Annotated in this window: 14 protein-coding genes and 1 pseudogene; all 15 read right to left on the reverse strand. The window is 68.5% G+C overall.

Features of this window, described 5'->3' with window-relative positions; translation table 11 throughout:
• A pseudogene (locus ACFPZL_RS00005) lies at nucleotides 1-981 on the reverse strand (conjugal transfer protein TrbL); the annotation flags it as partial.
• Between the two features lie 31 nt (nucleotides 982-1,012).
• The gene (locus ACFPZL_RS00010) at nucleotides 1,013-1,309 is read right to left on the reverse strand and encodes a DUF6112 family protein (RefSeq protein ID WP_297105607.1); all 297 of its coding nucleotides are present in this window, start codon (nucleotides 1,307-1,309) and stop codon (nucleotides 1,013-1,015) included.
• A 216-nt stretch (nucleotides 1,310-1,525) separates the two neighbouring features.
• Entirely contained in the window at nucleotides 1,526-2,005 is a 480-nt protein-coding gene (locus ACFPZL_RS00015) for a DUF3817 domain-containing protein (protein WP_218114164.1), read from the reverse strand.
• Nucleotides 2,002-3,669 (reverse strand): DHA2 family efflux MFS transporter permease subunit, encoded by a 1,668-nt coding sequence (locus ACFPZL_RS00020; protein ID WP_218114165.1) that lies wholly within the window; start codon nucleotides 3,667-3,669, stop codon nucleotides 2,002-2,004. The genes ACFPZL_RS00015 and ACFPZL_RS00020 overlap by 4 nt, the downstream gene beginning before the upstream one ends.
• 2 nt (nucleotides 3,670-3,671) lie before the next feature.
• Entirely contained in the window at nucleotides 3,672-4,115 is a 444-nt protein-coding gene (locus tag ACFPZL_RS00025; RefSeq protein WP_218114166.1) for a DUF2871 domain-containing protein, read from the reverse strand.
• A gap of 41 nt (nucleotides 4,116-4,156) precedes the next feature.
• Nucleotides 4,157-4,777, reverse strand: a complete 621-nt coding sequence (locus ACFPZL_RS00030) for a response regulator (protein ID WP_218114167.1) — start codon at nucleotides 4,775-4,777, stop codon at nucleotides 4,157-4,159.
• Nucleotides 4,774-6,057 carry a sensor histidine kinase gene (locus ACFPZL_RS00035; RefSeq protein WP_218114168.1) on the reverse strand — a complete coding sequence of 428 codons (1,284 nt, stop codon included), beginning with the start codon at nucleotides 6,055-6,057 and terminating at the stop codon, nucleotides 4,774-4,776. The genes ACFPZL_RS00030 and ACFPZL_RS00035 overlap by 4 nt, the downstream gene beginning before the upstream one ends.
• Complete coding sequence (locus ACFPZL_RS00040; protein ID WP_218114169.1) at nucleotides 6,023-8,122, reverse strand: MMPL family transporter; 2,100 nt, start codon at nucleotides 8,120-8,122, stop codon at nucleotides 6,023-6,025. The genes ACFPZL_RS00035 and ACFPZL_RS00040 overlap by 35 nt, the downstream gene beginning before the upstream one ends.
• Before the next feature lie 142 nt (nucleotides 8,123-8,264).
• Nucleotides 8,265-8,531, reverse strand: a complete 267-nt coding sequence (locus ACFPZL_RS00045) for a DUF6112 family protein (protein ID WP_218114170.1) — start codon at nucleotides 8,529-8,531, stop codon at nucleotides 8,265-8,267.
• Nucleotides 8,531-10,147 (reverse strand): M23 family metallopeptidase, encoded by a 1,617-nt coding sequence (locus ACFPZL_RS00050; RefSeq protein WP_218114171.1) that lies wholly within the window; start codon nucleotides 10,145-10,147, stop codon nucleotides 8,531-8,533. The genes ACFPZL_RS00045 and ACFPZL_RS00050 overlap by 1 nt, the downstream gene beginning before the upstream one ends.
• Nucleotides 10,148-10,161: 14 nt before the next feature.
• Complete coding sequence (locus ACFPZL_RS00055) at nucleotides 10,162-10,854, reverse strand: hypothetical protein (RefSeq protein WP_028707569.1); 693 nt, start codon at nucleotides 10,852-10,854, stop codon at nucleotides 10,162-10,164.
• A 36-nt stretch (nucleotides 10,855-10,890) separates the two neighbouring features.
• On the reverse strand, nucleotides 10,891-11,892 hold the full coding sequence (locus ACFPZL_RS00060) for a ParB N-terminal domain-containing protein (RefSeq protein WP_218114172.1): 1,002 nt from the start codon (nucleotides 11,890-11,892) through the stop codon (nucleotides 10,891-10,893).
• The gene (locus ACFPZL_RS00065; RefSeq protein WP_218114173.1) at nucleotides 11,889-12,776 is read right to left on the reverse strand and encodes a hypothetical protein; all 888 of its coding nucleotides are present in this window, start codon (nucleotides 12,774-12,776) and stop codon (nucleotides 11,889-11,891) included. The genes ACFPZL_RS00060 and ACFPZL_RS00065 overlap by 4 nt, the downstream gene beginning before the upstream one ends.
• 93 nt (nucleotides 12,777-12,869) lie before the next feature.
• Entirely contained in the window at nucleotides 12,870-13,274 is a 405-nt protein-coding gene (locus tag ACFPZL_RS00070) for a hypothetical protein (RefSeq protein ID WP_218114174.1), read from the reverse strand.
• A complete protein-coding gene (locus tag ACFPZL_RS00075; RefSeq protein ID WP_218114255.1) occupies nucleotides 13,271-13,897 on the reverse strand; it encodes a DUF2637 domain-containing protein in 627 nt (208 codons plus the stop codon). The genes ACFPZL_RS00070 and ACFPZL_RS00075 overlap by 4 nt, the downstream gene beginning before the upstream one ends.
• Nucleotides 13,898-13,917: the final 20 nt, after the last annotated feature.

Raw genomic sequence — 13,917 nt, forward strand, 5'->3', positions numbered from 1 at the left:
GAAGTTCAGGGTCGTATTTGCTTGGCATCGTAGTTCCATCCTTATATAAAGATCGGAACTGAAACCAGGCCAATTCAGTGCGCTCTTGGCGTCCTGCTCGGAACCGATCGCGTGGTACATGTCGAACCCGACGAACGCGATGAACTTGTAGGTGAGATACGGGGCGAACGCGGCCATCGCCATCAGCACGATCCCCGCGATGGGATCACTTACCGAGGCGAGGTCCGCGTCGATCGGTGCGGAGACCTGGGTGATCGCGACGAGGAACATCACGACGAGCACGAGCTTGGAGCAGATCAGCGCGACGACGAACATCGCCCACTTCCCGATCCACCCGCGCGAGGCATCCCACGAGGCACCAGAGAAGGCGAGCGGCGCGAACACGACCGCGACCAGCAGGAGCGCTTTCCTGACGAGGAGGGAGAGCCACACGATCGCGGCGGCGGTGATCGCGAGGCCGGCCATGAAGATGGTGATGATCGCTCCGACGCCGGGTGCGGCGATGTTGATCCCGACAAGCCCTGCGGCGAGGAGGGTGATCTTGTCGCCCATCGACTCGGTGGTTTCCCCGGCGGCCTGCACAATCCCGATGCACAGCTGATCGACGACTTCCAGCAACAGTGCCGTGAGTGTGATGACCACGAACGACCCGAGGACGGACTTCGCCAGCCCGAGCGCGGCTCGGGTGAGGGCGGTGGGGTCGCGGCGGATCAGGCCGGTGATGAGTTGGAGGCAGAAGAAGATCAGCATCACGAAGACCGCGATGCCGAACAGCAGGTTGTAGACGGCGATGTAGCCGGGCTTGGTGACATCCACCAGGGTCGTGGTGTCGAAGACCGACCAGACCGCCTCGAACAGCCACCCGGCGGCGGCACCCATCGCCTGGGCGAGCCAGTCGAACGGGGCCGCGACCAACGACGCGGCTCCTTCGCCGACGGCATCGCAGACCGAGGAGATCACGGGAACGTCGCACACGCCCATCACGGACACCAGCTCTCGACGACAGGCGGGGTCAGACCTGCTGGCCGACGTTCCAGAAGAAGTTGATGAGCGTCACCGACGCGCCGCAGATCACCGCCGCGCCGCAGGAAACGAGGACGCCGATCTTCCCGCGCGAGGCGAGGTGCGGGTTGGAGGAGTTCGCGCCGAAGCCCCACACGATCGCGGACACGATCAGCGCGAGCACGCTGAGGATCAGGCCGATGGTCATCACCGCGCCGACGATGGTGCGCAGCTGGTTGATCCCCGGCAGCCCGTTGGTGTTGGGGTCGATGTTGATGTCCATCGGCACCAGCAACGGCGCGGACATGACATTGGCGAGCAGATCGAACACGGTAGGTCTCCTTGGCGACGGGCGGCCCGCCCACGAACTCGCAGACGGGGTACACGCCACAGGTGCACCCGCCAAACCTCGTTCCGCAGGCCAGCGGAGACCACAGCCAGCGAAGCTGTCCTACGGGTTGCTGATAACTCCCGCCAGTAGCACGCTTTACGGGGCTACCAAGTCGGCGCTTTGTCGGCTGCTTTAGTCACGGGGCACGGGTGGCCCCAGCCAGAGCAGGGTGATGAAGAGCGTCGTCACGAGCAGGATCAGCAGGATGATCGACAGGAGTACATGTCGTAGTACCCAGGCCTGGACATGCTCGATGAACCCGTGCGGTGCCTCACCGCCGGGTGCGAGCCGCCAGTCGCCGGCCAGCAGTCCTTTGCGATCGACGATGATCTCGAACGGCACTGTGGCGAATGGCACGATCGCGAGCAGCAGCCCGGTGAGGCCGAGTCGGAGAGGCCATCTCTGGTTCACCCATACGAAGATCGTGCTCGCGGAGTAGCACAGGAAGACGAATCCGTGGATGCCTCCGGCGATCGGGACGAGGTTGGCGACATCGAACGCGCGGAGGATGAGCGCGGTGATGAGGCCGGCCCAGGTGAACATCTCGGCGATGGCGAAGCTCCGGAAGAGTATGCGCGGGCTGATGGTCTGGGGTTTGTTTGTCGTGGTCATGAAGGATGAGCCTCTTGCTGTGCTGACGGGTTGATGGGAGTCGCAACCGATGCACGGCGCAGGCGCAGGGCACCGATGAATCCGAGCGCGAGGAACACGGTCGCGATCAGGAGCGCCCAGCGGGTCGCATCGGCGAATCCGCTCGTGAGCGCGTCGACAGCCGTCGCGGTTTGATCGCCGAGACTGCTACTGCTTCCCTGTTCGCGGAGTTGCATGATCGTGGTGCCCGCGGACTGGCGGGTGGCGTCGGCAAGCGAGTCCGCCTCCGCGCCGGTGAGTCCCGCGTCGCCGAGGGCGGTGGGGAGAGTGAGCGCGAGGGAGATCGAGAGCGTCGCTCCGGCGAATGCGGTACCGAGGGCGGAGCCGATCTGCCGGACGGTGCTCTGCGTGGCCGATCCCTGGCCGGAGACTTCGACGGGGATGTCCCGAAGGACGGTACCGGTGAGCTGTGCGGAGGCGAGACCGAGGCCGAGACCGTAGACGACCAGAGGGATCGCGATGAGCCAGCCCGAGGTCGCGGGCCCCAGGAGCAGTGCGAGGGCGAGGACGCCTGCGACTTCGAGGCCCAGCCCGATGAGCACGGTTCCGGGCGCGCCGAACCTCGCGGCGAGATGCCGGGCCGCGGCACCGGAGAGGAACGCGCCGACGGCCATCGCGGCGAGCACGAGGCCGGCGCCCATGACGTCGAGACCAAGGGCGTTGATGAGGTAGAGCGGGAGGACGAAGATCATCGCGAACTCACCGACAGCGACCATCGCGGCGGTGAGGTTCCCCCACGAGAACGTGGAGAACGAGAACAGGTCGAGGTCGAGGAGCGCGGCGCGCTGCACCTTCTCGCGGTGTCGTTCCCAGATCACGAACAGGACCAGCGCGATCGCGGCAACGGCGAACGCGACGGGCACGGCGGAGATCGCTGCATCTTTCGGCCATACCCATCCGAAGACGGTGAGGTCGCTCTTCGGGGTCCACCAGCCAAGGTCGGGGCCTTCGATGACGGCGAACACGAGCGCCCCGAATCCGATGGCGCTGAGCAGCGCGCCGTCGACATCGATACCGGGACGCTTTTTCTCACCGCGCGTCTCGGGCACGGTGAAGAGCGCGGCGATGAACACGAGGACGCCAAGTGGGAGGTTCACCAGGAAGATCCAGTGCCACGAGGCCCACTGGGTGAGCGCACCGCCGGCGAGCGGGCCGACGGCGGCAGCGCCGGAGATCACGGCGCCCCATACCCCGAACGCCGCGGCACGGTATTTGCCTCGAAACACGGCGTTCACGGTGGAGAGGGTGGAGGGCATGATGAACGCCGCCCCGACTGCCTGCACCGCACGCGCCCCGATCAGCACCCCCGCGGTGGACGCGGCGGCGGCGAGCAGACTGCCGGCGACGAACACGATGAGGCCGGCGAGGAAGAGCCGCTTGCGCCCCCACCGGTCCGCGAGGTTTCCAGTGGAGAGAAGCAAGGCGGCGAGCAGCACGGCGTAGAGGCTGTTCACCCATTGCGCGTCGGTGAGGTCGAGATGCAGGTCGCCGATGATGGCGGGCAGCGCGACACCGACGATCGTGCCGTCGAGCACGATGAGGCCGAGCCCGATGGAGAGGACGGCAAGGCCGAGCCATTCCCGCCGGGTCGGCGCGCTCTCCTGGGTGGTCGGTGCTGCAGTCATGGTCAGGCCGCTACGGCTTCGGCGGGCACCGGCGTGCGGCCGGTAACGGCGCGGCGGAGCGCGACGAAGAAGACGATCATGCCTGCCGTGATCGCGATGTGCCCCAGTCCTGCGATCCCCGCGATCATCGCGTTCGATTCCTGACCGAGGACGGTTAGGGTGCCGTGCCAGATGAGCATCGCGGAGGTGAGGATCACTCCGGCGTTGTAGAGCCAGAAGAACCAGGCGAACAGCTTCGGGCTGCGGGAGATCGTGAAGACCTTTTCGAGGGCGAGCACGATCAGCAACACGATGAACCCGAGGGTCAGCAGGTGCGTATGGGCGAGGCCGAGCTGGGTGAACTGGCCCTCGGGGAAGTCGTTGAGCTTGGTGAACTCGCGGTAGAACAGGCCGGAGGCGACACCGGCGAGCATGTAGATGAACGAGGCGTTGAGCAGTCTCTTCACGGGTCAGGGATTCCTTTCGATGGGCGGATGTCTGGTCGCGGTCAGATCAGGCCGGTCTCCTGCGCGACATGGATCGCGCGGGAGCGGCTGTCAACACCGAGCTTGGTAAAGACGTGGACGAGGTGGCTCTTGACGGTGGCCTCGGTGACGAAGAGGGCACGGGCGATCTCCTTGTTCGCCGATCCGGTTGCGAGGAGACGGAGCACGTCGATCTCGCGGTCGGTGAGACGTGGGAGTGGGCTGCGCATGCCCTTGAGCACCCGGGAGGCGAGATCGGGGGCGAGTACCGTGTCGCCGGCTGCGGCACGCTGGATGCCGTCGATGATGACGTCGGGGTCGACTTCTTTGAGGAGGTAACCCGCTGCGCCTGCTTCGATTGCCCCGAGGATTTCGGCGTCGCGATCGAAGGTGGTCAGGATGAGCACCGCAGGGGCGGGGTCGAGGGCGCGGAGCGCGGCCGTGGTCTGGATGCCGTCGATGCCGTTGCCGAGGCGCAAGTCGCAGAGCACCACATCGGGGCGCAGATGTGCGGCCAGGGCGAGCGCCTCCTCGCCGGTAGCGGCCTCCCCGACGACCTGCAGAGTCTCCGCCGCATCGAGTACGGCACGGAGCCCGCTGCGCACGACCGGGTGGTCATCGACCAGGAGCACGGTGGTGGTCATGGCATCTCCTCTGTGGTGGGGTCGGCAACGGTGACCGAGACTGGGCCCGGACGGATCGGGAGGTGGATGGAGAGGGCGGTGCCCTCACCGGGGGTGCTCTCGATGTCAAGGCCGCCGCCGAGTTCGCGGAGGCGGGCTCGCATGAAACGCAGGCCGTAGCTCGATCCGGCGTCGGCGTCCTGTTCCCAGGCGGGCTGGTCGAAGCCTGTGCCGTCGTCGATGATGTCGAGCCGCACGGTGTCGTCGGCGTCGATAAGGCTCATGACGACACGGGATGCTCTGGCGTGGAGGCGCACGTTCGCGAGGGCCGACTGTGCGGTGCGCAGGAGTGCGACTTCGACCTCGGTCGGCAGGATCGGCATCGAGTCGTCCACATGCAGCTCACCTTGGAGCCCGGTCTCGTCGCGGATACGGTCGAGCATGCGTTGCAGCGCGGCGGCGAGGGCGTCGTCGTCGAGTTCCGCGGGGGCGAGCGCGGCGACGATGCGGCGCACATCGGCGAGGCTGTCACCGGCAAGGGTCTCAACCTGTGCGAGGGTGCGCGCTGCGTCTGGGTCCTCGGTGCGGCCGGCTCCGGCGTGGGCGAGGAGTCGGATCGAGGAGAGCGCCTGAGCGATGGTGTCGTGGATGTCGCGGGAGATGCGGGCGCGTTCGGCGATGGCACCCGAGTGGCGTTGGGCGAGCGCGAGTTCGTCCTGCAACTCGGCGGTCTCGGCCTGGGCTCGGGTAAGCGAGGCGACGAGACGTTCCCTCTCGGCGGCGTCACGGAGCAGTTGCAGGTAGCCGCGTGAGATGCCGAAGGCGAAGATGCCGCCGATGAGCGGCCCGAAGATGTTGGCATAGCTTGTAGTGCCGTGGTGCAGGATCGGGGCGACGATCACGACGGCGAGCACGAAGCCCGAGAACAGCAGCCCCCAGCGGAGCGGCAGCAGGTGCCCGGCGAGCAGCCAGAGCAGGAACGCGAGCCAGACGAACTCGGCGGAGACCGCGACCGCGGCGATCCAGATTGCGGCGAACCCGAGCAGCCACCACACCGCCAGGCTGCGTGACCGGGTCTTCGACGGCAGGATCGTGCCGGCGGTGTGCCAGGCGAGGATCGCGATGCCCGAGATGATCGCCGCAGGCATCCCCACCCCGTCGCCGATAGCGCGGATGACCCCGATGGCGGTCAGCACGACCGCCATGAGGTGCTGACCGATCGTCATCGCCCGCACCGTCGCCCCCGCGACGGCCGGGCCGGGCGGGTCAGTGGACGTCAATGGAAGGTGTACGAGACTCATGAGTCGATTCTCCCTGGCGGGCGTGCAGCTTTCCTGGCCACCAGATGCGGTCCCCTGCGAGGCCGAAGATTGCGGGCACGATTACGGTGCGCACCACGAGGGTGTCCACCAGCACACCGGTGCCGACGATCAGGCCGAGCTGTCCGAGGGTGACCAGCGGCAGCACGCCGAGCGCGGCGAATACGGCGGCGAGCACGATGCCGGCGCTCGTGATGACGCTGCCGGTGTGCGCGACGGCTTCGACCATGCCCGCACGCGTCCCCAGCCGCGTGGCCTCGGTGCGTGCCCGATGGACGAGGAAGATCGTGTAGTCGATGCCGAGGGCGACGAGGAACAGGAATGCGAGGATGGGCACCTGGAGGTCGAGTGCCTGTTGGCCGAACAGCACCCGGCTCAGCCATGCACCCGCCCCGATCGCGACGACCGCGCTGGCGAGGTTCACCAGGAGCAGCAGCACCGGCGCGACCAGCGAGCGCAGCAGGAATAGCAGCACGAGGAAGCTCACCGCGAGCACCAGTGGCGCGATCAGCAGCAGGTCGTGTTCGTTGCCGACCCGCGCATCCAGCTCGGTGGCGACCGCGCCGCCCACCAGTGCGTCCGCTCCCTCGACCGGGTGCACAGCCGCCCGCAGAGAGGTGATCTGGGCGAGGCTCTGCTCCGTGCCGGGCGAGTACTCGCTGGTCACCATCACCTTCGTCAACGAGCCGTCATCTGTGGTGCCGACGGGGTGGGCGCGTACGACGCCCTCGACCTCGCTTGCGGCTGCTGCGACCTCGCCCGCAGCCTCGCTGTCGGTGATGATCCAGATCGGCTGCGCCTCTCCGGGCGGGAAGTGCGCCGACAGCGTCTCCAAACCCGTAGCGGACTCCGATTGCACCCGGAACTTCTCCAGCTGGTCCAGGCCTATCGAGGTGCCGAACAGTCCGGTCGCCATGACCGTGAGCAGCGCGAGCCCGGCCAGCAGGCTCACCACGGGACGCTCCGACACGTGGGTGGCGACCGCGCGCCAGGCCCGCCCCTGACTGGCTTCTTGTCCCGGTCGCGGGATGAAAGGCCAGAAAACTCGGCGTCCGCACACCGCTAGGAACGGCGGCAGCACGAACAGCACCGCGGCCAGCGCGATCAGCAGCCCGAGCGCGGCCGGAACGCCGAGGCCGCGTGTCATCGGGATTGTTGCGAACAGTAGGGTGAGCAGTGCGAGCACCACCGTGAAGTTCGAGGCGAGGATCGCGGGCGCCGTCTTGCGCCACGCCGTGCTGAGCGCTGCGCGATCGTCCTCGGTGCGCTGCAGTTCCTCCCGATACCGGGAGATCAGCAGCAGGGCGTAGTTCGTGCCCGCACCGAACACGAGCACGCTCACGATGCCCGCATCAAACTCCAGATTCCAGAACGACCCCGCCGCCGCGGTGACCCGTCCGGCGAGCCCGTCGGCCAGGGCGACCACGATCAGCGGGAGCAGCCACAGCACCGGCGAACGGTAGGTGACGATCAACAGGATCGCCACGATCAGGATCGTCACCAGCAGCAGCGTGAAGTCCGCGCCCTCGAACGCCGCCGCAACGTCCGCGCCGAACGCCGGGCCACCCGTGACGTGCAGCACCAGCCCGGCCGGGGCGTTCGCGCTGACCTCGCCCCGGAGTTCCTTGATGACCTCCGCAGTCTCGGTATTGTCCGCACCGACGGTGATCGGAGTAACGAGAACCGCAGCCCGCCCATCCTCGCTCACCATCGGCCCCGACGACTCGCCTGCCGCCTGCGCGTCGAGCACCGGGAGCAGACCCGTGAGGGCTTCAACATCCGCGTCGGAAAGCTCCGCTCCATCCTCGCGGGAGGCCACCACGAGCACCGACTGGCGATCCGCGTTCGGGAACTGCTCCATCAGCTCGCTCACCTGCATCGACTCCGAACCCACCGGAGCCTGCCCGGTGCGCGCCGGTGCCTGCGCGCCGCCGAAAATACCGAACAACACCACCATCACGAGCACAGCGACACCGAGAGCGATCCACGCGCCACCACGCGAGGTCAACTGATCAGAGAAGCGCGAACGAACTAGAGAACCTGACATGCCATCAACTCCACCAGGGGCGGCGATCCTGAACATCGCGGAAGAGGCTGAAACAAAGATCAACCAAAAGATTGATACGGCCTTCACGTGACTCACTCGGTGTCGATGCCACAGCGGCAGCGGCTCGGCGGGGGGTCTGGACCTAGAGTTGCTGGCCGAGGTTGAGGAGCCAGTTCATCCAGGCGACGCCGCCTCCGGCGAGGACGGCGGCGCCGAGCGCCACGAGGACTCCGGTTCGGCCCTTACTTGCGGTGGCGTAGTTTCCCTGGGCGGTCGCAATGGCCCACACGATCGCCCAGACGATCAGCATGAGCACGGCGACGATGAGGACGAAGGTCAAGAGCGCACCGACGACGGCGCGGAGGTCTCCGATTCCACCGAGGCCGTCGAAGTCGGGAAAGACGCCCATCACGCACCTGCTTTGACTGTGACGTGGAGGTGGTCGTAGTGGCCACCGGTGATGGAGGCGGGGTCGTGCATGCCGCCGCCGTTGTAGGGGCGCCAACCGTCGGCGTCGCGGGCGAGGGACCAGATTTGGCCTTGCCAGATGAGGTACTGGACGCCGAGGACCTCGGCGTTGTCTTTCATCCAGTTCGTGACTCGCCAACCGGCTTCGAGCTGGGCGGGGTTGGGGCGTTGGCCGATCTGGTTGCCGAAGGTGATGTCGCAGGCGCGTCCGAGGGGATGCTCGGACTTCGTGCCGGGGCGGGGTGAGTAGCAGCCCCAGCCGGTGTCGGGGAACGCGGCGAGGGTCTGCTGGTAGAGGTGGAGCGTGCGGGCGGTGATCTTGCCCGAGCTGGTGGGATCATCGACGAGCCGGTCGGGGTCTCCATCGACACCGGTCGGCGCACCGGCGGTGGCGTTGTTGCAGGAGGCGGGTGATCCGCTGGTCGCCGTCGGCAGGTGCGCGGCCCCGTGCTCGTTGAGCCAGGCGGCGGCGTCGATGGCCTCACCGTTCGTGCCGCCGGGCCGGACCTCGAAGTGCAGATGTGCGCCGGTGCTCATGCCCGAGGAGCCGACATCGCCGATGTGCTGCCCGGCGCTCACCCGATCGCCAGGACGGACGTGGATGCCGCTCTGCCACATGTGCGCGTACGCGGTCGCGACAGTCTTGCCGTCGATAGTGTGCTCGATGACGATGAGACCGCCGTACCCGCCGGAGAACTCCGCGACGGTCACGGTGCCGTCAGCGGCGGCGAGGATCGGGGTGCCGTCGGGCGCGGCGAAGTCGGTGCCGGTATGCAGCTTCCGCTCTCCCGTGATCGGGTGCACCCGCATCCCGAACGGCGAAGTCAGCACCCAGGTGCCCTCCGGCAGCGGGAACACCACCCGCGACGACGAGACCGCCGGGCCACCCACGCCACCAGCAGCATGGCTGCCGCCTTTGGTGAGGGCGGCGAGGATGCTGTCGGCGACGGGCGCGTAATTGCGGTAGCGGTCGGGGTAGGCGGACACCTCGACGGCTTGGGCGGCTTCGCCGGGGTCCATCTGTTGCCAGCCGGGGATGTCGAGCAGGCCGCGCGGCGAGGGGTAGTTCGGTCCTGTCGGCCCGCCGAAGAACGCCCGCGCCTGATAGTTCGGGTCCATCAACTCTGCGACAGTGCCCCACCCGGATTGTGGGCGCATCTGGAACAGGCCGAGGGAGTCGTGGTCGCCGCCGTTGCCGTCGTTCGGGTAGTTCGCCGACTCGGGGTAGGCGCCGGTGTTGGTGAGCATCCGCAGCGTGGACTCGGTGAGCGCCGCCATCAGCGCGATCTTGATTCCGGGCCGGCCCACGTCGGTGATGCCGTTGCCGACCGTGATGATCGTGGCCGCGTGCGTGAGCTGCCGGCGATTCAGCGTGAAGGTCTCGCCGTTCGCGGTGGTCACGGTGAGCGAGTCCGGGATCGGGCCAGGGTTCACGGTCCCGGCAGGGGCGGCGCAGTAGGCGGCAGCGGGGTTCATCAGCACCCCGATCCCGAGGAGTGCTGCGGCGGGGGCGAAGAAGAACAGCGCCAGAGCTGCGATGGCGGCTTTGCGGAACACGGATGCCAACCCCTTCAACGCAGCGGGTTGTCGAGCTGCGAGAGCCGCAGCAGGTGGCAGGTCGGGTAGGTCGGGGCACAGACGACGAACACGGTGAACGCGACCGGATGCTCGCTGGTCACCGGCTGCCCGTTCCAGACCCCGGCACGCTGCCGGGTGCCCTCGATCGTGATCGCTGTCGTTCCTGCCGCGAGCTGTCCCGGCTGGGCCTGCGCTACCGCGTCGGCCCAGGCGTCCGGGACGTACGCGGTGTCGATGGTGAGGTGCTGACGGGTGGCGTACTGCCGCAGCTCGATCCAGGCGTCCCGGGTCGGCAGGTACGCGGCCACGTCGGAGGCCAGCCCGGCCTGTTCGTCTCCGCTGGGGTCACCGACCGTGAGGATCGCCGACGTGTAGTCCAGCGGCCACAGCCCCGAGGCCGTGTTCCACGCGAACAGAGTGGACACGACACCCTGAGCGAAGGTCTCGGGATCGGCCGAACGCGGAACCGCTGGAACCCGCGGTGGCTGCGGTGTGCTCGGGGCCACGGTCGGCGGTGTCGCCGTGACCGGGCCGGACTCCGGGCCGGGATCGGGGCTGGTGCTGCTGCGGGGGCCGGTGAGGAGTCCGTAGACGCCGACGCCGGCCAGGAGCAGCAGGACGATGCCGGCGGCGATGAGGGCGACGAGTCGGCGGCGGTTCCGGGGATAAGTGGGTGCAGGGCTCATGCCGAGCAGGTGCACACCCGACACCCACGCCAACGGTCATAGCGCGCGGAGTCGTGGCCGCTCCGCCGTGCCTTCGCGGGCGGCTCGGAGCGCATCGGCGAACCGGACTGTGCCGTCGGTGGTGGCGAGGAAGTTCTCGAACTGCTCATCGGTCAGCTCGGCGGCGAGCGCGCCGGCGTCGTAGTGGGTCCACCAGTTGGTCAGTTCGCCCCAGGTCTGGATGAATGCCCGGAGCGGGTAGCGGACGGGTTGCCCGTCGCCCGTGACGAGCGGCAACGGCTTGGGCGGCATGCGCTTGCCCTTCTTGATCGACTTCGCCTGGGCCACGGCCGCTTCGGCGCGGGCGTGCAGCTCTGCCTCGCGCCGCTCGCGCTCTGTGGTGTCGGTATCGCGGATCGCTTGGTAGATCGGATGCACCGGGTCGCCAGCCTCGATCCGTTCCAGCCCGGCGGCGGCCTCGGCGCGCAGAGTCTCGGGCTGGGTGGGGTTGTTGGCGATGTCTTCGAGGTAGCCGATCTTCTCCAACGTCGTGTGCGACGCGCCGCCGGGAATCATCGCCGCCGCCTGCTCGCGGCTCTTCCCGAGCGGCCCGTTCGACGGTGGTGCAAGGTTTGCACCACCGTCGTTTCCGGGCTGGTTCTCGCTGCTGAACTGGGTCGCGCTCTTGCGGCGGGCGGCGTCCTCGGCCATGACCTGCTTGATTTCTCGGTAGAGGCCGGCGGCTTCGAGCTGGGTGTAGGGCTTGTGGAGCATGTTGTCGTCCTGCTCGGCGAGGAGCTGCCCGAGCCGGTCGGACAGGCCACTGCGCACCCACACGTTGACGGTGCGCCAGCCGAGCTTCTTGATCGCGGCCAGGCGTCGTGCCCCGCACACCAGCACGCCGTCGATGGTGATCGTGAGCGGTTGCAGCAGGCCGTCGCGCTCGATGGACGCCGCGAGGGCGTCGATGTCGCCGAGGTCGGCGCGGTGCCGGGTGCCGACGAGGATCGAATCGACGGTGCGGTCGAGCTGGATGCTGCCGATCTGTGGTTCGGTCACGATGACTCACCGCCTCCACCGCTCGGAGCGGCCAGTGCGAGCGCGAGGATCAGATCGTCGTCGCGGAGCAGCAGGTCGAGGGTCTCGCCGAGCAGGAGCCGGAGCAGGATGCCGCGACCGCTGCTGGTGGCCACGTAGGCCGGGTGCGGGTTCCCGAGCAGCGCCTTCAGCAGCGCGGCCCAGGAGCGGCGCGGCAGGTCGAGCAGTGCCCGCGCGTGCCGATCGCGGCGCAGCGTCTCGTAGGCGGACTGGCGGGTGCCGGCCTTCATCAACGCTCCGCAGACGTGCTCGACCGCGGCCCGGGCCGTGTCTGCGGGCCAGTCGAGAAGGCACAGCATCGCGATGGCGTCCTCGGCCGCCAATCCAGCGGACATGCACGCCTGCGCCGACCCGAGTCCTTCACGCGGCTCCGGTTCGAGGTCGCTGGGACGCAGGTCGGTGGTGTGGAACGCGGGATGGTAGTCGGCCAGCGCGGTGTCGCGTTCGGAGAACCGTTCGGGGTCGTGGAACGCCGAGACGTGCGCGCGGCGGGCCTGGTGCACCGAGCAGAGCAGCCCTTGGGCGCGTTCCTCGTAGACGCAGGTGATCCGCACGGCGTGGGTGATGATCGCCCACGGATCGTTGGCCTCGCGGGTCGAGCGGTACTGCATCGCGTCGAACGCCGCCGTGACCGCTTCCCAGGTGTCGAGCTTGTGCTTCCTCGCCAGAGCGCGGTACTTGTCGGCGGCGAACTCCATCAGGTCGCGGGCCACCGGGTCGTGAACCCAGGCATCCTCGCCCCCCTCGGCGAGACGGTTGAGCAGGGCGCGCAGGCCCTCGCCGGTGGTGAAGTCCTCAGCTCCGTCGGCCGTCGGAGCGGTGCTGGTGCGGGTTGGTGTGGTCATGGTGTCGGCACCTCCTGGCAGGCAGGTGCGCACTCGCTCCCACGAATGCGTCCTTCCTGCCGATGCCGTCGCCACCATGACCTGTCACCACCGTCAACTCATCGAGACCCCGGAGCGGGACACCTGCGAGGCAGGTGCGGTGCTGCGCCCGAACGCCGAGATCGGCGGCAACCGCCGGGCGCGATCTCCGAGACGACGAACGCCGGCACCGATGGGGGTGCGGGTGCGGCGTGCGAGCTCGGCCTGAAAGTCGAGGCCACGACCGGCCGCGTGCGCCGAGTGCCGAGCGATCAAATCGGTCGGGCGCACCCACTCCACGCCGCGCCCGCGAACGAGCGCATGCTGCTTGTCGTCACGGGCGACCTGCGCGGCCCGCACCGCCTCCGGCGTGCTCGTCACCTCGACGGGCTCGGGGCGCTCCCGGGGCGCCTCGGGCACCAGCCGTGCGGGATCGGGCCTCGCGGGATCGTTGCGCTGCGGGTTCCCAGTGGTGTTCATGGGGTCGTCTCCTCCCGCTCATCGGCGGTGTTAGTGGTGTCAGTGAGGTGCGCGACGGCGAACCAGCGCCCCACGGTCGAGGGATGCACACCGAGTTCGCGGGCGATCCGCTTGTTCGACCAGCCCGCCTCGCGCAGCTCCCACCCCAGCGCCCGCCGATCCGCCACACCGTCATCGCGCCGGGTGACCTCCGTCTCGCCAGACGGCAGCGCAGGCATCGACTTCGCAGGGGCGGCAAGTGCGGTGGCCGGGTCGGTGGTGCGGGTGAGGATCACGGTCAGGTGCGTGATGGCCAGCAGCACGACGGGCGGCACCGCTGCGACCGAGGCCGCGAGCATCCTTGGCACGTCGGCGTCTGCGGCGACGACGGCGTGAATGGCGTTCGCCGTCACCGACACGAGCGCGCCGCCGACCAGCAGCGCCCACGGGTACCAGGCCGAGCGTTGCCCGGCGAGCGCGACGACGGCGACCGTGGCGACGACGATGATGCCGTCCACGATCAGCGGCCACGCCCACGCTTGCCCCGATCCGATCCCGGAGCGAGCGGCCAGATCGGCGAGCGAGGTGAACGACAGCCAGAACGCCCCGGCGGCGATGAACACCGTCCCCGCGACCGCTGTCATGGCGGCCCAGCGCCGCCCGT

Source organism: Leucobacter soli (assembly GCF_042659205.1).
GTDB classification, from domain to species: Bacteria; Actinomycetota; Actinomycetes; order Actinomycetales; family Microbacteriaceae; genus Leucobacter; species Leucobacter soli.